Annotated in this window: 16 protein-coding genes; 8 read left to right on the forward strand and 8 right to left on the reverse strand. The window is 70.5% G+C overall.

What is annotated here, in order from left to right:
* Window positions 1-18 precede the first annotated feature (18 nt).
* Window positions 19-1,005, forward strand: a complete 987-nt coding sequence (locus ML5_RS22065; protein WP_013476226.1) for a Gfo/Idh/MocA family protein — start codon at window positions 19-21, stop codon at window positions 1,003-1,005.
* A 15-nt stretch (window positions 1,006-1,020) separates the two neighbouring features.
* Here ML5_RS22065 and ML5_RS22070 read toward each other — a convergent pair whose 3' ends face one another.
* Complete coding sequence (locus tag ML5_RS22070; protein ID WP_013476227.1) at window positions 1,021-1,731, reverse strand: bifunctional 2-polyprenyl-6-hydroxyphenol methylase/3-demethylubiquinol 3-O-methyltransferase UbiG; 711 nt, start codon at window positions 1,729-1,731, stop codon at window positions 1,021-1,023.
* Between the two features lie 178 nt (window positions 1,732-1,909).
* On the opposite strand from ML5_RS22070, the gene ML5_RS22075 reads away from it, so the two are divergent.
* Together ML5_RS22075 and ML5_RS22080 are read left to right on the forward strand one after the other, a co-directional pair.
* Window positions 1,910-3,019: a DegT/DnrJ/EryC1/StrS aminotransferase family protein gene (locus ML5_RS22075; RefSeq protein WP_013476228.1), complete on the forward strand. Its 1,110-nt coding sequence runs from the start codon at window positions 1,910-1,912 to the stop codon at window positions 3,017-3,019.
* Window positions 3,020-3,146: 127 nt separating this feature from the next.
* The gene (locus ML5_RS22080; protein ID WP_013476229.1) at window positions 3,147-4,583 is read left to right on the forward strand and encodes an NDP-hexose 2,3-dehydratase family protein; all 1,437 of its coding nucleotides are present in this window, start codon (window positions 3,147-3,149) and stop codon (window positions 4,581-4,583) included.
* A 162-nt stretch (window positions 4,584-4,745) separates the two neighbouring features.
* On the opposite strand, the gene ML5_RS22085 is transcribed toward ML5_RS22080, so the two are convergent.
* On the reverse strand, window positions 4,746-5,954 hold the full coding sequence (locus ML5_RS22085) for a nucleotide disphospho-sugar-binding domain-containing protein (RefSeq protein WP_013287133.1): 1,209 nt from the start codon (window positions 5,952-5,954) through the stop codon (window positions 4,746-4,748).
* A 155-nt stretch (window positions 5,955-6,109) separates the two neighbouring features.
* Here ML5_RS22085 and ML5_RS22090 point away from each other — a divergent pair, with 155 nt between their 5' ends.
* From ML5_RS22090 to ML5_RS22100, 3 genes are all read left to right on the forward strand, one after another.
* Window positions 6,110-6,724 (forward strand): NADPH-dependent FMN reductase, encoded by a 615-nt coding sequence (locus tag ML5_RS22090; protein ID WP_013476230.1) that lies wholly within the window; start codon window positions 6,110-6,112, stop codon window positions 6,722-6,724.
* Window positions 6,721-7,473, forward strand: a complete 753-nt coding sequence (locus ML5_RS22095) for a class I SAM-dependent methyltransferase (RefSeq protein ID WP_013476231.1) — start codon at window positions 6,721-6,723, stop codon at window positions 7,471-7,473. Before ML5_RS22090 ends, ML5_RS22095 begins: the two co-directional genes overlap by 4 nt.
* 69 nt (window positions 7,474-7,542) lie before the next feature.
* Entirely contained in the window at window positions 7,543-7,962 is a 420-nt protein-coding gene (locus ML5_RS22100) for an ester cyclase (RefSeq protein WP_013476232.1), read from the forward strand.
* Between the two features lie 77 nt (window positions 7,963-8,039).
* Here the strand turns inward: ML5_RS22100 and ML5_RS22105 are convergent, their stop codons facing one another.
* The 3 genes from ML5_RS22105 to ML5_RS22115 form a co-directional block, all read right to left on the reverse strand.
* Window positions 8,040-9,173, reverse strand: coding sequence for a nucleotide disphospho-sugar-binding domain-containing protein (locus ML5_RS22105; protein ID WP_013476233.1), 1,134 nt, complete (start codon window positions 9,171-9,173; stop codon window positions 8,040-8,042).
* Window positions 9,174-9,180: 7 nt separating this feature from the next.
* Complete coding sequence (locus ML5_RS22110) at window positions 9,181-10,452, reverse strand: acyl-CoA dehydrogenase family protein (RefSeq protein ID WP_013476234.1); 1,272 nt, start codon at window positions 10,450-10,452, stop codon at window positions 9,181-9,183.
* A gap of 243 nt (window positions 10,453-10,695) precedes the next feature.
* The gene (locus ML5_RS22115; RefSeq protein WP_013476235.1) at window positions 10,696-13,695 is read right to left on the reverse strand and encodes a BTAD domain-containing putative transcriptional regulator; all 3,000 of its coding nucleotides are present in this window, start codon (window positions 13,693-13,695) and stop codon (window positions 10,696-10,698) included.
* A gap of 327 nt (window positions 13,696-14,022) precedes the next feature.
* Here ML5_RS22115 and ML5_RS22120 point away from each other — a divergent pair, with 327 nt between their 5' ends.
* Both ML5_RS22120 and ML5_RS31660 read left to right on the forward strand, forming a co-directional pair.
* On the forward strand, window positions 14,023-16,971 hold the full coding sequence (locus tag ML5_RS22120) for a hypothetical protein (protein WP_013476236.1): 2,949 nt from the start codon (window positions 14,023-14,025) through the stop codon (window positions 16,969-16,971).
* Between the two features lie 152 nt (window positions 16,972-17,123).
* Window positions 17,124-17,342: a PEP-utilizing enzyme gene (locus ML5_RS31660; RefSeq protein WP_083816958.1), complete on the forward strand. Its 219-nt coding sequence runs from the start codon at window positions 17,124-17,126 to the stop codon at window positions 17,340-17,342.
* Here the strand turns inward: ML5_RS31660 and ML5_RS22125 are convergent.
* The 3 genes from ML5_RS22125 to ML5_RS22135 are packed head-to-tail and all read right to left on the reverse strand — an operon-like array spanning window position 17,293 to window position 19,883.
* Window positions 17,293-17,793: a MauE/DoxX family redox-associated membrane protein gene (locus ML5_RS22125; protein ID WP_041784252.1), complete on the reverse strand. Its 501-nt coding sequence runs from the start codon at window positions 17,791-17,793 to the stop codon at window positions 17,293-17,295. The two genes, ML5_RS31660 and ML5_RS22125, sit on opposite strands and share 50 nt — an antisense overlap.
* A gap of 3 nt (window positions 17,794-17,796) precedes the next feature.
* Window positions 17,797-18,108 (reverse strand): S24/S26 family peptidase, encoded by a 312-nt coding sequence (locus tag ML5_RS22130; protein ID WP_013287125.1) that lies wholly within the window; start codon window positions 18,106-18,108, stop codon window positions 17,797-17,799.
* Complete coding sequence (locus ML5_RS22135) at window positions 18,105-19,883, reverse strand: ABC transporter ATP-binding protein (protein ID WP_013476237.1); 1,779 nt, start codon at window positions 19,881-19,883, stop codon at window positions 18,105-18,107. Before ML5_RS22135 ends, ML5_RS22130 begins: the two co-directional genes overlap by 4 nt.
* Between the last annotated feature and the right edge of the window lie 3 nt (window positions 19,884-19,886).

The raw sequence follows: 19,886 nt of genomic DNA on the forward strand, positions 1-19,886 counted from the left end.
TCCGGTTCTGTGCTTCGGATGGGCGTGCTCGGGTGCGCCGACATCGCCATCCGGCGGTTGATGCCCACGATCGCAGGGCTCGATGGTGTCGAGGTCGTCGCGGTGGCCAGCCGGAGCCGGTCCAAGGCCGAACAGGTCGCCGGCCAGTTCGGCTGCGCGGCGGTGACCGGCTACCGCGATCTGCTCAAGCGCGACGACGTCGAGGCGGTGTACATCCCGCTGCCGCCGCGGCTGCACTACGAGTGGGTGGCGGAGGCGCTGCAGGCCGGCAAACACGTGCTCGCCGAGAAGCCGTTGTGCACCACGCACGTGGAGACGGTCGAACTGATGGCCGTCGCCCGCGAACGCGGACGCGTCCTCGCCGAGAACTTCATGTTCCTGCACCACTCGCAGCACGACGCAGTCCGGGCCATGGTCGCCGCCAACGCCATCGGCCGGCTGCAGGTGTTCTCCAGCTCGTTCGGTGTGCCGCCACTCGATCCGGCCGGGTTCCGCTACCAGCCGGCCCTCGGCGGCGGCGCACTGCTCGACGTGGGGGTGTACCCGCTGCGGGCGGCGCAGCTGTTCCTGCCGGAACTCGAGGTGCTCGCCGCCACCCTGCGGTACGACGAGACCACCGGCGTCGACGTGGCCGGATCCGCCCTGCTGGCCGCGCCGGACGGCGTGGCGGTACAGCTGGCGTTCGGCTTCGACCACTCCTACCGGTGCGAGTACGCGCTGTGGGGCAGCACCGGCCGGATCGCCGTCGACCGGGCGTTCACGCCGCCGGACCAGCTGAAACCGCCGGTCCGGGTCGAACGCCAGGATCAGGCCACCGAGTTGGCGATGCCGGCCGACCCGCAGGTACGCAACGCGGTGCGGGCGTTCGTCCAGGCGGTTCGCTCCGGTGTCGACGGGCCGATCGAGGAGCGGGCCACCCTGCGGCAGGCCCAACTGGTCGAGGCGGTCCGCGACGTGGCACGCGTGACCGGTTCCCCGGCGAGAATGCTGCGTGCGGCCGGATGACGGTGCCGCACGCCCTCACTGTCGGATACCGACGAACAGGCCGCGCCCGGTCGGCGGGCCGGGGAGGAACTCGATCGAGCATCCGGCATCGCGGAAAGCTGATTCGTACTCCTCACGCGTGAACAGCGTCAGGCGGTCGATCTCCACGAACTCGCGGATACCCGACTCGTCGGCGACCAGGAACCGGACCTCCATCCGGGTGGCCCGGCCGTCGAGTGTCGAGTGGGAGATCCGGGCGATCGTGAGGTCCTCACCACGGGCCAGGTCACCCGCCACGTAGCCCTCGATGAACTGTTCAGGGAACCACCAGGGCTCGACGACCAGGACCCCTCCGGGCGCCAGGTGCCGCGCCATGCAACCGATGGCGGCGCGCATCTCCTCGACCGTGTCCACGTACGCGATCGAGCAGAACATGCACGTGATCGCGTCGAAGGTGGTGTGCAGGTCGAAGTCGCGCATGTCGCCGGCCCGGATGTGGACGCCGGGCAGCCGCAGCCTGGCCCGCTCCCGCATCGGTTCGGCCAGTTCGAGGCCCTCGACGTGCGCGAATCGGCGGGACAGCGCTTCGAGATGGGCCCCGGTTCCGCAGGCGACGTCGAGCAGCGTGCGCGCCGCCGGGCGGTGCCGGCGCACGACCTCGTCGACGAGGACGGCTTCGGCGCCCCAGTCCTTGCCCCGGCTCTGATAGATCTGCTCGTACACGTCGGCCAGATCGGCGCTGTACATCGGCGCTCCTGCGAAAAGGGGAGGGTGTCGGCCAAGAACCCTGGCAGAGCCCGCTCGCGGCGTGCTGAACGGCTCACCAAGGTGTATCGAGCCGCGTTGCAGCGGTTCCCGAGCGCGTGCTGCGAACGTCGTGCCGACCTAGCCTGGCGCAGCGAACGGATGAGGGGCCGGCGCATCGATGAGCGACAACGTATGGGACTACCTCGGCGAGTACGAGACCGAGCGGGACGACATCCTCGACGCGGTCGACACCGTGTTCCGGTCCGGTCAACTGGTGCTGGGCCAGAGCGTAAAGGCGTTCGAGGCGGAGTATGCGGCCTGGCACGGGATGGCCCACTGCGTCGGCGTCGACAACGGCACGAACGCGATCAAGCTCGCGCTGCAGGCGGCCGGGGTCCGCCCGGGCGACGAGGTGATCACGGTGTCGAACACTGCAGCGCCGACGATCGTCGCGATCGACTCGGTCGGCGCGGTGCCGGTCTTCGTCGACGTCGACAGTGACACGTACCTGATGGACAACTCAGCGGTGAGCAGCGTGGTCGGCCCGCGGACCACCTGCATCCTGCCGGTGCACCTGTACGGACAGTGCGTGGACCTGACCGAACTGCGCGCGCTCGCCGACGCCCACGATCTGATCCTGCTGGAGGACTGCGCGCAGGCGCACGGCGCGCGCCACCGCGGCCGGCTGGCCGGAACGACCGGTGACGCCAGCGCGTTCTCGTTCTACCCCACCAAGGTGCTCGGCACATACGGCGACGGGGGAGCGGTCGTCACCGGCGACGACGAGACGGCCCGGCGGCTGCGCAGGCTGCGGTACTACGGCATGGAGGAGCGCTACTACGTCGTCGAAACGCCCGGTCACAACAGCCGCCTCGACGAGGTCCACGCGGAGATCCTGCGCCGCAAGCTGCGCCGGCTGGACAGCTACATCGCGGGCCGGCGGGCGGTGGCCGACCGGTATGCCGCCGCGCTGGCCGGGACGGACCTCGCGCTGCCGGTGGTCGCACCCCACAACGAGCACGTCTACTACGTCTACGTGGTGCGCCATCCCCGGCGGGACGAGATCATCGCCGCTCTGCGCGAGTACGACATCAACCTCAACATCAGCTATCCCTGGCCGGTGCACACGATGACCGGCTTCGCGCATCTGGGCTATGCCGAGGGCGCCCTGCCGATCACGGAGAAGCTGGCGGGGGAGATCTTCTCGCTGCCGATGTATCCCGCGCTGGAGCCGGCGAAGCAGGACCGGATCATCGATGCGCTCCAAAAGGTTCTGGCCAAGCTGTGACCGGGCCGGCGCGCGAGCCTGCTCGCGCGCCAGTAGAGCGCGGATCCAGCCATCGTCGACGGTTACCCGTGACGGGTGCGCGACCGTCGAGACTTCGCACTTGGTAACGACGACGGAGGACTGCCGCATGCCTGTCCTGCCCCCTGCCACGACGTTACGGGTCGATCGTGAGCCGATCCACCTGCGCCTAGCCCGCTCGGCTCTCGTCCGCGACGGCGCCGGCGTTGCGGACGTCCGGGGCTGGTTTGACGAATTCGCCCGGCGCGCGTACACCGACGTACGCCGGATTCCGTTGTCGGCGCTGAAGAGCTGGCACACCGACCCGGCGACCGGCGACATCCGCCACGACCTGAGCAAGTTCTTCGTGGTGCAGGGCATCGACGTGGCGGTTCCCGGCGGGCCGGTCGCCCACTGGCGCCAGCCGATCATCCACCAGCCGGAGATCGGAATTCTCGGCATCATCGCCAAGGAGTTCGACGGGGTACTGCATTTCCTGATGCAGGCGAAGGTGGAACCGGGCAACGGCAACGGCCTGCAGTTGTCGCCGACCGTACAGGCGACCCGAAGCAACTACACGCGGGTACACAACGGCCGTGCCGTGCCGTACCTGGACTACTTCCGCCACCCCGGTATGCACCGGGTGATCGGCGATGTACGCCAGTCCGAGCAGGGGTCCTGGTTCTACCGCAAGCGCAACCGGAACATGGTCGTCGAGGTGACCGGGGACGTCGAGGTGCTGGACGGGTTCCGCTGGCTCACGCTCGGCCAGATCCATGCCTTGCTCAGCGCAGACGATCTGGTGAACATGGACGCACGCACCGTGTTGTCATGCCTGCCGTTCGCTGGCGCCGGTGTGCACAGGGTGCTGCCCGGCGGCGGCGCGATCCGCGAGTCGCTGATCCGTGCCTGCGACGAGACCGCCGGTAGTCTGCACACCACGGGCGAGGTCCTCAGTTGGATCACCGAGATGCGCTGCGGGCTCGACGTCGAGACCCGGCGGATCCCGCTGAACGAGGTGACCGGCTGGCATCGGACCGAGGACGCGATCGTCCACGAGAGCGGCCGGTTCTTCTCGGTCATCGGAGTCGGCGTCTCGGCGGGCGGGCGTGAGGTCGCCCACTGGACGCAGCCGATGATCGAGCCGGTCGGCACCGGGCTGATCGGGCTCCTGGTGCAGGACATCGGCGGCGTGCTGCACGTCCTCGTGCAGGCCAGAGTCGAGCCCGGCTATCTCGACGTCGTCGAACTCGGTCCCACCGTGCAGTGCATCCCCGGCAACCACGAGATGCTGCCACCCGGCGACCGGCCGCGGTTCCTCCCAGACTTTCTCGACGCGCCTGCCGACCAGATCCACTTCGACACCGTGCTGTCCGAGGAGGGCGGTCGATTCTTCCACGCGCTCAACCGGTACATGATCGTCGAGACCAGTCGCGGCGCCGAGCTCGAGCATCGGGCGTTCCGCTGGATCGCCGTGCACCAGCTTGTGGCGCTGCTGCGACACAGCCACTACCTGAGCGTCCAGGCGCGCAGCATGCTCGCCTGCCTGCACAGCCTGATCACCTGAGCACCCGCCGGCCGCCCGGCGGTCAGGCGGGGCGGTCGTCGGCGTCGTTGAGCGGCAGCCGCAGCCGTGTCCTCGTGCCGCCACCCGGTCCGCTCGACACGTGCAGCTTCGATGATCGCGGTCAGGGAGCCGGAGAGCTGTCACGGACGAGGAAGCAGAGAGTCAGACGCCGATCAGGTCTACGAGATCCGCGGGCGTCGGCCGCTGCTCCATCTCTCCGCGCAGCCGCACGGCCGACCGCCTGTACGACCCGTCGGCGAGCAGTTCGTCGATGGCACGGCGGATCGCGGCGGCGTCGACGAGGTGACCCGGTAGCTGAACCGCAGCGCCGGCGGCGGCCACCCGGGTCGCCGACGCGGCCTGTTCGGAGGCGAACGTCAGCAGCACCTGTGGCACGCCCGCCCAGAGCGAGGTCAGGGTGCTGCCGCCGCCTCCGTGGTGGACAACCGCTGAGCACGTCGGCAGCAGCAGCCGTAACGGAAGCCGCTCGAGTACCCGCACCGTCGGCGGCACCGGGCCGAGCTCGGCCACGTCCTGCGCGGTCGCGGTGAGCACCACCTCGGCGTCCAGGCCTTCGAGCGCACGCACTGCCTCGGGCAGCACGAACGAGCGGGGACCCGACATCGAGCGCAACGCCGTCGACCAGGACAAACAGACCCGCGGACGGTCGATGGGTTCGAGCAGCCACGTCGGAGCCGGGGCGGTGCCGTTGTAGGGGACGTAGCGCACCGGCAGCCGCTCGGCCGCGAGCGGCGGTTCGACCGACGACGGGCACGGGTCGACGACCGTCTTGATCATGCCGGCGTCGAACGGGCCGAGACCGTAGCGGGCGAAGGAGCCGCTGATGTCATCCGGCACGATCCGCATGTGCTCTGGTTCGGCCGGACCGACCGGACCCCACAGCACCATGGCCGTCTTGACGCCGGTGACGAGGCCGGCGAGCAGGCCCTCCAGGCTCGCCGGGTCGTGCAGCACGAAGTCCGGCCGGAACGCCGTCGTGTACTCGACCGCGGCGTCGAAGCTGGCCGCGGCCCGGGCGGCGACCTCCGGGAGCTGACGCTCGCGAAACCCGGTCAGGTCGAAGTCGTCCAAGCCGTCCAGCTGCGCGCCGGTGATCGGATGCAACGGCGGCCACGGGTACGGCCATACCCCGTCGACCGCCTCCATGAAGTACTGCAGGCGGAGCCGGATCTCGTCCGACGGACTGTCCAGAATCGGCACCGGAGTCAGCCCCGCTGCGCACAGCGGCGCTACCTGCGACGGGGTGCACAAAACGCGCACCTCGTGCCCGCCGGCCTGCAGTGCCCAGCCGATCGGCACCATCACAGCGTAGTGGGTGGGCCAGGACGACACCGTGAACAGGACCTTCACCGCAGCTCCCTCGATACGGATGCGCACGGCCTGCGCGTCGCCATCCTGGCCACATCCGGTCGAAAGGTGCTCGAGCGGGCGTCGATGCGTCGCCGACCGGAGCCGGGCAGAGTCGCCATGACACGACGTTCAGCACGACAGAAAGAGGACCGTCGATGCCTGGACCACCCCACCGCAGCAACCATCCGCCTCCCCAGGTGGTACTCATCGGTGGCTCGCTGTGCGCATCGTCGCGCACCGGCCGGCTTGCCGTGTGGTGTGCTGGTAGATGCGCCGAGGAGGGAGCCGTCGTCACGTGCCTGCGCGGCGCCGACCTCGAGTTGCCGTTCTACCGGCCACACCGCGGGGACGGGCCGCAGCGGGTACCACGGATTGTGGCGGCCCTCGCCCGTGCCGACGGGGTCGTGCTCCTCTCACCCACGTATCACGGCACCGTCTCCGGCCTGCTGAAGAACGCTCTCGACTACGCCAACGACCTCGCCGACGCCCGTGAGCCGTTCCTCAGCGACCGGCCGATCGGCTGCGTTGCCATCTCCTCCGGGGAACAGGGCGCGCACTCCACCCTGGCCACCCTGCGGACCATCGCGCACGCGCTGCGCGGCTGGCCGACCCCGCTCGGCCTCGCCCTGTCCGGTGAGCGCGCCGAACTGGACACGACCGGAGCGCCCGCCGACCCCCGTACTCGGGCCGCTCTGGAGATTCTGCTGGATCAGGTACTCGTCGCCGCCCGCCGTCGGGTGCGGCCGACGGTGGCGGGAGCGCGGCGATGACGACATCGGTGCCGGCGGCCGGCATGTACGGCGAGGAACAGGCCGAGGTGTACGAGCTGGTGCACCGTGCCCGAGGCAAGGATTACGACGAGGAGGCCGCGTTCGTCGCCGAGCAGGCGCGGGCGTTGCTGCCCGGCGCTGCGACCCTGCTCGACGTCGCCTGCGGCACCGGTGCGCACCTGCGCGCGTTCGCTCGCCTCTTCGACCGGGTGGAGGGCCTGGAACTGTCCCCTGCGATGGTCGAGGCGGCCCGCACGAACACCCCGGGGGCGGTCGTGCACCACGGCGACATGCGCTCCTTCCATCTCGGCGAGCGGTACGACGTGATCACCTGCATGTTCGGCTCCGTGGGCTACCTCACCGACGTCGAGGAGCTGAACGCGGCCCTGCGGCGCTTCGCGGCGCACCTCTCGCCCGGCGGTGTGGTCGCGATCGACCCTTGGTGGTTCCCGGACACCTACCTCGACGGATACGTGTCGGCCTCCCTCGTCGAGGCCGACGGGACGACCGTCGTACGCGTCTCGCACTCCAAGCGCGACGGCGACGCTTCCCGAATGGAGGTCCACTACATCGTCGCTCGCCCCACCGGCGGCGTCCACCACTTCGTCGAGCAGCATCGCATCACGCTCTTCCCCCGCGACACGTATGAGAAGGCATTCCGGGGCGCGGGATTGAGCGTGCGCTACCTCGAGGGCAGCCAGTCGGGCCGTGGCCTCTTCGTCGGCTGTGCCGGACACCAGGAGGACTGAAGCCCTTTCCGAGCGCCGGGTGCCAGCATCGGCGGCAACCCGGCAGACCCCAGAGCATGAGGAGTTGGCATGTCGCCGCTGGAGAACAAGAATCGCTGCCTGCAGATGGTCGCCGCCTGGAACCGGGCAGACGTGTCGGGGGTGACTGAGCACTGGGCGCCCGACGTCACGCATTACAACCTGGACGGCGAGCCACACGACACCGAACTCGTCCTGACGGCGATGCGTGGCTCGCTGGTGTCCTTCTCAGACCTGCGACTCGAAGTGAGGAGCATCCTCGCGGAAGGCGACCGGGTGATGCTCCGGTTGACCGCGACCGCCACGCACAGCGGTGAGTTCGCCGGGATACCGGCGACCGGGCGGAAGGTCACCTGGCACTACCTCGAGGAGCTGCGCTTCAACGAGGAGGGCAAGGTCGTCGAGCACTGGGACATATTCGACTTCGCCCCGCTGTTCCGGGAACTCGGCCACCCGGCACCGGCGCTCTGAGCGTCACGCCGGGCAGCGCCGGCAGTGTGAAACGGCCTCGTCCGGTCGCCGCGGGCGAGGCCGTTTCGCGTACCGGCTCACCTGGTGAGCTGCACCAACCGGGGAACGAGGTCGGCGACCGGCGGCATGGTGGCGGCCTCGGAGGCCGCGTCCCGAGCCGCCTCGCGCATCGAGTCGTCCTCGAGGAGCCGCCGGCACTCTGCAGGACCCAGCTGGGCCGAACTGGTCGAGAAGCCGATGCCTCGCTTGACCAGCACGTCGCGCCCGATGTTCTGGAAGGAACCCTGCGGGATCACACACTGCGGCACCCCGGCGACGAGCGCGGTCATGATCGTGCCGCTGCCGCCGTGGTGGATGATCCCGGCGCAGGACTCCAGGAGCACACCAAGCGGGAGCCACTCGATGACGCGGACGTTCTGCGGCAACTTGCCGAGCAGCGCCTCGTCACCGCCGCCCAGAGTGAGCACGAACTCGGCCTCGACAGAACCGGCGGCCTCGATGAACGGGGCCAGCTGGGCGATCCCACCCCAGCGGGCGTCGATCGTGCCGAGCGTGACCGCGATGCGCGGCCGCGCCGGCGCTTCCACGAGCCACTCCGGCAGGACCGCACCGCCGTTGTAAGGCTGGTACCGCACCGGCCAGGCACCCGGCGTGTGCGGACCGGGCAACAATGACTCGATGCTCGGCGCCATCGGCATGAGCCGGACCCGGGTACCGGGCGAGCCGCCGACAGCGTGCCGCTCGTAGTCGGTGGCCATCGCCGCACGGATCAGCGATGGCAGCTGCTCCTCACCGTCGGCCGGCCCGAGCGGCAGTTCGGCGCAGGGTATCCCGAGCGCAGCGGCGACGAGTGGCCCGGCACCCTGCGTCGGGGTGTACACGACCAGGTCCGGCCGCCACTGCTTCGCGAACGCGAGCGCGCCGTTCACCACGGCCCCCGAGACCCGGGCGAACATGGCTGCGAGATCTGCGACGCCCGCCTCGTCGGAGTGCATCGGGTCGACGCCGTCGGTCTCGTCCGGGATGAACAACTTCGCGTAGTCGGCGCCGGGCGAGGCGTCGACGCCACACAAACCGGCCTCGGCGACGGCATGGATGTCGCCGCCACCCGCGTACCGGACGTGGTGGCCCGCGGCCTGAAGGGCGTGGGCGAGCGGCACGGTGGGCAGGATGTGGCTGAGCCCGGGGGACGGGATGAACAGGACGCGCATGGCTCTCCTAAGGGGACGGCTCGCGCCGGGCTCTGATCGCCCGGGCGCTGACGTAGTCGTTGTCCTGGTCGAAGCAGAGGACTTGGCCGCTGAGGTAGTCGATCGCGTCGACGTAGGTGTACGGCTGCATGTATCGGCCGGCGCGCACGTCGCGGTAGTGGCGGGCGAGCGGGTGCCGGGCCGAGAAGGAGGCGCCACCGACGACCGTCATGCAGCGATCAACAATGTCTGACGCGAGCTGGTTGACCATGAGCTTCGCGCACTGGAACGGGGTCATCATCCGGCGGCCGCGCTCATCGGCGTCGACCGAGAAGTCGAATGCGAGTTCGTCGGCATTGCGTAGCGCGGCGGCGGCCGACGAGCGCAGTGCGAACAATCGCGCCTCGATCTCGGCGAGCAGCGTCCGGACCGCCGCTCCTGGGTCGACCCGGCGCCGGACGGTCCAGTCGACGGCCACGTTGCGCGCCGCCGACGCGATCCCGGCGTAGATGCCGAGCATGGTGACCGAGCTGACCGTCTGCCCAGCGAGCACCGCGTCCTGGCGGGCACCGACGGCGGCCCTGGGGAGGACGTCCTCCGCTGCGATCGGGCAGTTGTCGAAGACGATGTCGACAGTGCCCGAGCCGCGCATGCCGAGGCCGTCCCAGTTGTCGAGGACCGTGAGGCCGGGCGTCTGGCGGGTCAGTACCGGCGCGGCGAGGCGGAGCGGTTCCTCGTCGACGTGCACCTCGGCGTATACCGCGAAGTGTGTGGCGGCGGGCGCGAGGCTTACCAGGGTCTTGCGACCGTTGAGCAACCAACCTCCGCCAGGCGCCGGAGTCAGCCTGGTCGTGGCACGCGGCGCGTCCTTGACCGCGCCGCAGATGATCGCCTCGCGCTCGCCGATCGAACGCATGAGCCGCTCGGCGAGGGACTGCGCCTCCGGCGCGCCGTAACGCCACTCGTAGGTGAGGGTGAGCCCACGGCTGAGCTGCATGTGCAGCGCGAGCGCGACGGACGCGTCGAACTCGGCGAGGGTACGTAGCGCGAGCGCCACGTCGTGCATGTGGCTCACCCCGAGACCGCCCAGTTCGGCGGGAACGGTGGCGGCCAACACCCCCGAGGTGCGAAAGCGATCGAACACCTCGAACGGAAATGTGCCGTCCCGGTCGTGCGCTCCGCTTACCTCCCGTACGTACGGAATGTGCACGGCCAGCAGGTCAAGGAACGCCTGCCCCTCCTTGCTTACCGGTGCCAGCAACTCCCCGGCCGCCGGTGCTCGTACAGGCGTGGTGGTCATCCATGCTCCAGTCTGTGACCGTGTGCGTCAGATGCATCCGACTCTGCTCCGGACGATTTGAGCCTCACTGGAGCGGCATCATCGCCGTCAAGGAGGATTCGAGGGACCAACGCGACGGACGTCGGCCGGCCCGCCGTAGCCCTGGATGGCGCCCCCGAAACCCATCCAGAGTGGAACAGGGAGTCTGTTGCCTGGTATCTCGCCGGGTTGGCCGCCGCCGTACGTGGGCCCGGTCAAGACGATTCAGTCGTCGAGCGTCTTCACCAGTCCAAGCGCGCGCGACTCGATCAGCCGGTAGCCGGCTTCGATCGCCATGCGCAGCGCGGCCTCGGCGTGCTCGCGAGCGACGTCGGGCTGCTCGGTGGCCAGGCACACCGCCGCCAGCCCCACCAGGGCACTCGCCTCGCACCACACGAACCGGGTCTGCCGGGCCAGGTCGAGCGCCAGGCGGTGTTCCTCGGCTGCCTCTGCCGGCCGTTCAGCGGCCAGCAGCACGCGGCCGTAAGCCTCGCGTGCCCACGCCTCGGTGCCGGCGTCGCCGATCTCCTGGGTCAACGCCACTGCTTGTCGCGCGTCGGCGCAGGCGCGTGGTGCGCGGCCGGTCATCGACCACAACAACGCACGTCCGCTGAGTGCCGTCGCCTCGCCGTACCGATAGCCCAGATCACGGTTGGCGACCAGCGCCCGGTCGTACAGCTCCTCGGCGGCTTCCTGGTCTCCACGGTCGCGGCGGATGCCCGCGAGGTCGACCAGAAGCACCGCTTCGTTGTACCGCGAGCCGCTCCGTTCCGCGCAGGCTAGTGCGTTCCGGATGTGCTGGTCCGCCTGTGACAGCGCGCCGAGCTGCCAGTGTGCGAAGCCGAGGTTGGCGAGGGACATGGCCTCGCCGCCGTCGTTGCGGTATTGCCGGTTGAGCTCCAGGGATTGTTGGGCGCAGTCGATTGCGGCTCGGGGGTTGCCGAGGCGCTGGTGCACCGCGCTGAGATTGTTCAGCAGGGCCGTGCGTCCCTCCGGCCACCGGTCATGGGCGTTGATGCGGAGGCCGTCGAGGAGGTGTTGGCGGGCTTCCTCGTACCGGCCGGCGGTGACGTGGGCGAGGGCGATGCTCAGGTGCATGCTGGCCTGGGCTGTCAGGTCGTTCGCGGCCTGGGCGGCGGCCAACCCTCCGGTGGCCGCGGACAGCCACTCGGCGCGGCGTCCACGCTGGTGGAACCAGGCGCGTAGGGCGTCGGTGAGCTGCCAGACAAAGCGTGCATGCCCGTGGTCGGCGGCGTGGTTGATCGCCGCGATGACATTGGCTGCTTCTGCGTCCAGCCACGCCGATGCCTCGTCGGCATCCGGAAACGATTGTTGCGGGACCGGCCCGGGGAGCCTGAGGAAGTGGGGGATGAGTTGACGTCCGGCGGCGTCGGCCCTGCTGCGATAGTGCTCAAGCAGACGCTGCCGGGCGTCGTGACGGGTGGTGTCGTCGTCCTCCGTGACGAGCCGGTCCACGGCGTACTGGCGGAGCAGGTCGTGAAACCGGTATCTGTCGCCTCCCTGATGCTCGATCAGGTGTGCGGACGCGAGGGCGCGGAGTGTTCTCGTCGCGATGGGGGGCGCGACCCCCTCGAGCGCGGCGGCGACGTGGGGGGTGAAGCTGCCACCGGGGACCAGCCCGATGTGACGGAACATTCGTTGCTGAGCGGTGGGCAGGGCCCGATACGACATCGCGAAGGCCTTCGTGACCGCGCCCTCGTCGGCACCGTCGACGGTCAGGCTGGTGAGAGGGCCGCCCTCGTCGAGTTCCTCGGCCAGTCCGGCGATGTGGGGATGGCCGCTCGTCTGCAGGTTCGCTGCCGCTATCCGCAGTGCCAGTGGCAGGTGCCCGCAGAGGTGGGCGAGGCGGGCCGCGGCGCCGGCCTCGACCCGGACGGCCTCGTCGCCGAGCATCGCCGCCAGCAGCCGTACGGAGTCCGTCGGGCTGAGCACGCCCAGCAGCAGAGATCGGGCGCCGGCCCGGACGACCAGCTCACCGAGCCGACGACGGCTGGTGATCAGCACGGTGCCGCTGGGCGGGATCAGCGATATCACCTGGTCAGCGTCACGAGCATTGTCCAGCACCAGCAGAATCCTGCGGCCGGTCATCGTCGAGCGGAACAGCGAGACCCGGCCGTCCTGATCGTCCGGAACGACGCGGGGGTCGACACCAAGCCCACCGAGTAGCTGTCCGAGCGCGGCGGACGGTGTGACGGGTGGGCGCTCGACGTCGAAGCCGCGCAGGTCGATGAACATCTGACCGTCGGGGAAGGCGTCACGTACCCGATGCGCCCAGCGCACCGCCAGCGCCGTCTTTCCGACTCCGGGGATTCCGCTGAGAACCCAGACCGTCGTGGCGCTGGATCCGCCCGACAGCTGGTCGAGACGGGTCATCTCGTCAGTTCTACCGATGAAACCTGGCACGTCCTGTGGCAGCTCTTCCGGACGGTGCGGGACGCTCGGCAGTGCGTCGTCGCGTTCCGCCGGCAGCACCGGCTCACCCCTGAGGATGAGCCGGTGCAGGCGGCTGAGCTCGCGTGACGGTTCCAGGCCGAGATCGTCGTGTAGCCGGGTGCGGAGATCGCGGTAGACCTCCGATGCTCGATCGGCCTGGCCCTCGAGATACAGGGCTGTCATGAGCTGACCGACGAGGCGGTGCCGATAGGGCTGTCCGGCCACCTGGTCGGACAGCTCGCGCACCACTCTCCTCGTGCGACCCAGCCGCAGCAGCGCGTCCGCCCGGTCCTCCGCAGCCGTCCAACGGGCCTCGACGAGACCCGAACAGAGCAGTTGGCGTCCGGAATCGTCGACGACGTCGAGCAGTGGCTCACCTCGCCACAGGTCCAGCGCCCGGTCCAGCAACTCCACGGTGGTGCGGTCGTCGGAAGAGCCTGCGGCCTGCTGGACGAGGGCGGAGAAGCGGTGAGCGTCGACGGTCGCCGGATCGGTGTGCAGCCGGTAGGCGCCGCGCTCGCTCAGCAGCTGCGCGGATGCACCGATCTGCCGGAAGGTGGCCCGTAGGCGCGAGACCATGGCCTGCACCGTCGCTCGTGCGCTGGGTGGGGGCGCCTGAGCCCAGATCAGGTCGATGAGCCGGTCCGCAGGCACCGGTCGATTGGCCTCCAGGACGAGCGCCGCCAGGAGCAACCGGGGCTGTCGTCCTCCGATGGCGACGCGGACACCCTCGGACCAGATCTCCACCGGCCCGAGGACCCGAAACTCCATGTGCACTTCCCTGCAGTCGCTGCGTGTGCGGGCCGGCGCGACTTCTCTGCAAGCATTTTGCAAGATCGCTGCATGCGCCGGCCCTGATTATGGTCGAGCCCGCTGACAGTGAGCGGGCGGTACGAGCGTGCGCTTCGCGGCGCGGCCAGCACGGGGTGGCCGCGAGCGACGAAGGGTGCGCAGAGTCCGGTGCGCTCATCCGGGGGGCGATGAGCGACGCATCGCCGGGGTGCGATGCCTGCTGGCCGAGCACAACGATCCACCGGCCCGACGCGCCGTCCGCCGGACGGCACCGGCACCGGCCGGTCATCCAACAGAGGGAGTGCGATGAGAGACCCCCTGGCCCTGCTCAGCGCGACAGTTGTGCTGGCAGCGGCCGTGTTGACCAGTGGCGCCGCGCAGGCGGCGCCCGATTCGGCCGCGGCGCCAGCCGCCGTGGGAGCCGTCGCGCCGCCGCACACCGAACCGCGAGTCGCCGCCCCGCCGGTCCCGCAACCGACGCCGTTCAAGGAGGCGCCGCTCAGCACCGCCACCGGCAGGACGGCCGCCCCGCCCGACTTCGGCCCTGGGGAACGCGTGCTCTCGGCGTACCACCGGGGGAAGCTCTCCCGCGACGACGCGGTGCGGTACGGCCTGGGCGCGGTGCGCTCGCCCCGGTCGGTGCCGGCGCACCTTCGACCGACCGGGGCCATCCGCGACCCGCAGCGATATCTGACATACCTGTCGATGTTGGCGGCGAGCGCCGATCCGGAGGCGGCGCGGACGATCGCGCCAGATGTCGCGGTGCCTGCCGGCGCCGCCACGGCCGCCGGCTACGACGACTGCGCCGCCGAACCGTACGACTACCTCGGGGTCACCTATCGCTGCCGGGCGTCGGCCGGCGAGTTCCTCGTCCTCTACAACATCGCCGGTGGAGGCAGGCCGGGCATCCCGGCGGACGCCAACCCGAACGGCCGGGCGAAGGCGGTGCAGCATCTGCTGAACGCGCTCTCGATCGCCGTCGACGAGTATCGCGAGATGGGCTACCCGCTGCCCGTGCGGGACGGCAAGCCCTGGGTGCTGGTCTACGGCGTCGACGAGATTCCGATCGTCGGCGGGGTCGGCCTGCCGATCGACGCGCCGTTCGTCCTGCCGTTCGGCTTGAACCAGCAGGCGACCATGCTGGTGCCCAACGGGCAGGACGACTGGGACTACCTGCCGCGGCATGAGCTGTTCCACGTCATGCAGTACCAGTACTGGGACCGGTCCGACGTCGGCCTGGACTACCTGGCCCTCTTCGTGGGTGGCAAGGAGTTCGGCTCGATGAACTGGTGGATGGAGGCCACCGCGGAGTGGGCGACCCACCAGACCTACGTCCGGGCGCCGTACGTGCCCATCCCCGGCGAGGAGAAGCTGTACGCCCGCAACGTCTACGACGTGCTCAGCAAGCCCGGGGCGGCACTCAACTCCTGGGGCGGGCTGGGCGGCGGTCCGCAGTATGGCGCGTTCCTGCTGCCGACCTACCTCACCGAGCAGGTCGACGCCTCCTTCGTGCGACGCACGTGGGAGAGCATCCGGGACCACGACCATCTGCCGATCGAGGCGATCCGGCACACCGCTGAGGGCTACGGCCTGAACTTCGCGGACATGCTCCTCAACTACCACATCGCCAACTACCGACTGGCCAAGGCGAACGCCGCGCCCGCCCCGACCGTGGACGCCTGGCGCATCTACGGCTACTCCGACTCCGACGCGAGCCTGTGGCGCAGCAACCTCACCGGCGCGAGCGGGACGAGCGACGACGCCCTCGGGGGCGCCAGACCGGCCCGTAAGAGTCACTCGACGCCCGCCGGCGCCCAGGCGGAGTACCAGGACATCCTGCGTAAGGGCGGTGCTGTCTACCACGACTTCCGCGCGGTCAGGAACTCCGGCGACGCGAGCTGCGGATACTGCTCGACACTGATGGTGGACACCACCAGGGACGCCAACCGCAGATCTGCCGTCGTCGTCTGGTCGCCGACGGGAAGCACCGGCACGCTGGCGAAGTACCCGAGCATCCACACCGTGCGCCATCCCGACGCGGGTGGACTGATCACGGTGCCGGACTTCGCGTACCCCATGGTGGCCACTCTGGTGACCACCTGGACCGAACTGGACATCCACTCCGCCGACGCGGACAGCAGCCCGAAGACGTTCACCACGAATGTGGAGAGCGTGCTGCCACTCACGGCCCGCTCGTGCGCGCTGCGCCCGCTCTCGGTGCACAGCGTCGAGACCACGGTCGAGCCGGAGGGCGCGTTCAACAGATACGCCGCCAGCACGCCGGACGGCTGGACCGGCGGCGACTCCACGTACTCGGTGAAGCTGCCCGACGGCCGGATCGTCTGGCTGTTCTCCGACACCTGGATGGGCCCGCTCAACAGCGACGGCACCCGCCCGGTGAGCGCCCCCCTGGTCAACAACACCTTCGTCGTGCAGAACGGCGGCAGCCTCACCACCTACCAGGGTGGCACCGCCGGGGCGCCTCGGGCGTTGATGCCGCCGTCCGGACCCGGAAAGTGGTACTGGGTCGGTGACGGCCACCTCTCGGGCGGACAACTTCAAGTCGTGTACCAGGAGTACGAGCGGTTCGGCTCCGGCGCCTGGGACTGGCGGTTCAACCGCAACGTCGTTGCCAACTTCGCCCTGTCCAACCTGCGGACCCCGGTCAGCGTCCGGGAGTTGCCCTCTGCCAGCGGGGTCGCCTGGGGCTCGGGGCTGCTGCCGGCCAGCCGCAGCGGCGACGGCTACACCTACGTCTACGGCGTCGACGACTCCCCGATCAACAAGCAGATGCGCATCGCCCGGGTGTACGGCAGCGACCTCGCCAACGGCACCTGGCAGTACCACACGCCGTGGGGCTGGACGCTCCGCGAGCAGAACTCCCGCAACCTGCTGACCGGCATCGCCAACGAGTACAGCGTCACCCCCTGGGGCGGACAGTTCCTCCTCCTCAGCCAGGACAGCACCGAGGCGTTCAGCGGACAGATCAACGCCTGGACGTCCTGCTCACCGTACGGCCCCTTCACCCAGAAGACCCCGGTCTACCGCATGCCGGAACCCGGCCCCTACGGCAGCTACTGGAACCCCAACGTCATCTCCTACAACGCCCACGTGCACCCCGCGCTCAGCTCCGGTGACACCTTCATCGCCTCCTACAACGTCAACAGCATGGACACCCGTGTCTCCCCGGACGCGGACCACTACCGCGATCCGGGCATCTACCGCCCCCGCTTCTTCCGGTTCGTCCTCGGATAACCACTGCGGTTCCGCCGGGCGTAGGACACGCCCGGCGGAACCATCGGGCATCACCGGTACCGGTGTGTGCCTCCAAGAGCGCGACCGCGACGTGGGGTCAGCGACTTCGACGACCTGCGGGGCCCCACGTCGCGGCGTGCCTGGGGCCGCCGATGCCGGGCGTGCCGGACCCCGGCCACCCGTACCTGCTCATCGCCGGCGACCTGGCGTGCGCCGACACCGCCGGTCTCGAACCAGGCCTGGTCACCGCCGAGGGCGGGCCGACCAGCCACACCGCGATCCTGGCCCGGACCCGCGGCATCCCGGCCGTGGTCGGCTGTGTCACGTGCGGCTGGCGGCGCCGAACAGGTAGCGCAGCTCGTCCAGCATGACGACCAGCACGCCGACGGCCAGCGCGGCGGCGCCGGCCAGGACCGCCTCGCCGGGGCGTACGGCACCGGCCGGCGCGAGCGCGCCGGCGACGGCACAGGCGACGAGGAACGCGTTGCGCCACACGTGGTGCCAGCCCAGGGGCGCGGCGGTGCGGCCGAAGCAGCGGCAGGTGCCGCCGCCGCGCCGCAGGTTCGCGACGATGGCGGCGGTGAAGGCGAGCAGCAGGGCGCCCGAGGCGAGGAATCCGGCCAGCGGGAACACCGCCAGCAGGACCACGGCGGTGAACTCGGCGGCGACCACGGCCGCGGCGAGCGGGCCGGCGGGCCGGAAGCCCATGTCGCGCACGGAGCGCGTGAACTCGCGGTAGGCGTCGCGGCCGGAGACCTTCCCGACCGCCGCCGCCAGCAGGACCGTGCCGAGCAGCACCCGGCACCCGATCTCGACGTACATCTGTCATCGCCTCCCTCTGACCACGCCGAGGACCGCCTCGGGTGGCACCGCGCCGAAATGCCGCGAGTCCTGGCTGTGGGTGTTGTCGCCCCGTACCGTCACGGCGCCGTCCGGTTCGACCCGGTGCACCCGTTTGACCATCCACGTCAGGTCGGAGGCGGGGACGACGTCGCGGGCCCGGAAGACGACGAGGTCACCGACGGCGGGCGCCCGGCCGACGCGGACGATGAGCCGGTCGCCGTCCCGCAGCGTCGGCGCCATGCTCTGCCCGCTCACCACCACGAGGCGCCAGCGGCGGCGCAGCCAGCCGGTCATGTCGCCGCCAGCTGGTAGCCGTCCGCCTGGAGGCGGAAGAGCCGGGCGTACTCGCCGTCGGCCGCCATCAGCTCGTCGTGCGTGCCCGACTCGACGACTCGCCCGGCGTCCAGCACGACGATGCGCCGCGCGTCGCGCAGGGTGCTGAGCCGGTGGGAGATCAGCAGCCCGGTGCGGCCGTGGCGGATCCGGGTCAGCGAGGCGTGCACGCGGGTCTCGGCGTCCGCGTCGAGCCCGGAGCTGGGCTCGTCCAGGATGAGCAGGTCGGCGTCGGCGCGCATCAGGGACCGGGCGAGCGCGACCCGCTGCCACTGCCCGCCGGAGAGCGTCACGCCGGGCTCGCCGTCCTGGCCGGCGAAGGTGCGGCTGAGCAGCGTGGCGTACCCGTGGGGGAGGGCGCGCAGGCGGTCGTGGATCTCGGCGTGCGCGGCAGCCTCGACGACCTGCTCGGTCGTGTGCGGCAGCCGGCCGATGCCGACGTTCTCCTCGGCGGTGAGGTCGTAGCACATGAAATCCTGGAACACCGCGCCCATCCGCCGGCGCACCGTCTCGATCCGCAGCTCGCGCAGGTCCACCCCGTCCCACGTGATCCGGCCGCGGTCCGGGTCGTAGAACCGGCAGAGCAGCTTGACCAGGGTGCTCTTGCCGGCCCCGTTGAGTCCGACGAGCCCGACGGCCTGCCCGGCGGTGATCGTGAGGTCGACGCCCCGCAGGACCCAGGGGCCGTCCTCGTCGTAGCGGAACCATACGTCCTCGAACCTGATCGCGGTGCGCAGCGGCGGCGCCGGCAGGGTTCCGTCGACCAGGTCGGTGGGGCTGTCGAGGACGGCGACGTAGTGCCGGAACAGCCGCATGGCGGCACCGGCCTCGCCGAGCTGGGCGGCGATGCCGGCCAGGCCGCTGTGCGCCGCGGTGAACGCGGCCAGCAGGAGGGTGAGGTCGCCGAGGCTGAGCCGGCCACGGACCGTGGCGTTCACCGCGAACACCGTCGCGGTGAGGGTCACCGCGGCGCCGGCCAACGCCCAGCACGCCTGCACCGCCGTGGTGTGCCGGGCGGCGGCCAGCTCGATCCCGGCGGCCGAGCGCACCGCGCCGATGAGCCGGTCGTGGAAGAAACGGCCGAGGTGGTAGAGGCGCACCTCCCGGGCGGCGCGCAGGTCGGTCAGCACGGTCTGGAACAGGAACCGGGCCCGGAACAGGCTGGCGCTCTCCTCCACGGCCCGCGCGGTCCGCCGGGACAGTCGCAGTTGGATGAGGAAGTCGGGCACCGCCACGGCGAGCAGGAGCAGACCGGCCGGCGGCCAGAGGGACGTCAGGATCACGGTGAAGCCGCCGATGGTGACGACGTTCTGGGCCACGTCGACCGCGAACATGACGACCACGTACGGCGCCTGGGTGGCGGCCTGCTGGGCCAGCGCCAGCCGGTCGCGCAGGGCCGGCTGCTCGAACGGGCCCAGCCCGACGAAGGTGTTCAGTTTCCGGTACAGCCGCACGTCGGCGGCGATCGTGATCGCGTTCTGCAGGGCCGTGGTGAAGTATCCGGACACCCGGCTGGCGATCGCCGCCAGCGCGCCCAGGACGGCGATCGCCACGGCGTACCAGGTGGCGGTCGACGGGTCGGCCGAGCGGCCCCTGCCGACCTCGTCAAACAGCAGCTTGGTGAACCACGCGACGCCGATCGGGGGCGCCGCGCCGATGACGACGAGGGCGACCGTGGCGGCGAGCGCCCTGCGGTCCGCGCAGCCCAGTCGCAGGGCGGCTCGCAGCGTGGCCACGTC

The sequence above is a fragment of the Micromonospora sp. L5 genome (assembly GCF_000177655.2).
GTDB classification, from domain to species: Bacteria; Actinomycetota; Actinomycetes; order Mycobacteriales; family Micromonosporaceae; genus Micromonospora; species Micromonospora aurantiaca.

Coding starts and splice junctions, on each gene's coding strand:
- ML5_RS22065 (WP_013476226.1), top strand. CDS start 19: ATGGGCGTGCTCGGGTGCGCCGACATCGCCATCCGGCGGTTGATGCCC.
- ML5_RS22070 (WP_013476227.1), bottom strand. CDS start 1,731: ATGTACAGCGCCGATCTGGCCGACGTGTACGAGCAGATCTATCAGAGC.
- ML5_RS22075 (WP_013476228.1), top strand. CDS start 1,910: ATGAGCGACAACGTATGGGACTACCTCGGCGAGTACGAGACCGAGCGG.
- ML5_RS22080 (WP_013476229.1), top strand. CDS start 3,147: ATGCCTGTCCTGCCCCCTGCCACGACGTTACGGGTCGATCGTGAGCCG.
- ML5_RS22090 (WP_013476230.1), top strand. CDS start 6,110: ATGCCTGGACCACCCCACCGCAGCAACCATCCGCCTCCCCAGGTGGTA.
- ML5_RS22095 (WP_013476231.1), top strand. CDS start 6,721: ATGACGACATCGGTGCCGGCGGCCGGCATGTACGGCGAGGAACAGGCC.
- ML5_RS22100 (WP_013476232.1), top strand. CDS start 7,543: ATGTCGCCGCTGGAGAACAAGAATCGCTGCCTGCAGATGGTCGCCGCC.
- ML5_RS22105 (WP_013476233.1), bottom strand. CDS start 9,173: ATGCGCGTCCTGTTCATCCCGTCCCCCGGGCTCAGCCACATCCTGCCC.
- ML5_RS22110 (WP_013476234.1), bottom strand. CDS start 10,452: ATGACCACCACGCCTGTACGAGCACCGGCGGCCGGGGAGTTGCTGGCA.
- ML5_RS22115 (WP_013476235.1), bottom strand. CDS start 13,695: ATGGAGTTTCGGGTCCTCGGGCCGGTGGAGATCTGGTCCGAGGGTGTC.
- ML5_RS22120 (WP_013476236.1), top strand. CDS start 14,023: ATGAGAGACCCCCTGGCCCTGCTCAGCGCGACAGTTGTGCTGGCAGCG.
- ML5_RS31660 (WP_083816958.1), top strand. CDS start 17,124: ATGCCGGGCGTGCCGGACCCCGGCCACCCGTACCTGCTCATCGCCGGC.
- ML5_RS22125 (WP_041784252.1), bottom strand. CDS start 17,793: ATGTACGTCGAGATCGGGTGCCGGGTGCTGCTCGGCACGGTCCTGCTG.
- ML5_RS22130 (WP_013287125.1), bottom strand. CDS start 18,108: ATGACCGGCTGGCTGCGCCGCCGCTGGCGCCTCGTGGTGGTGAGCGGG.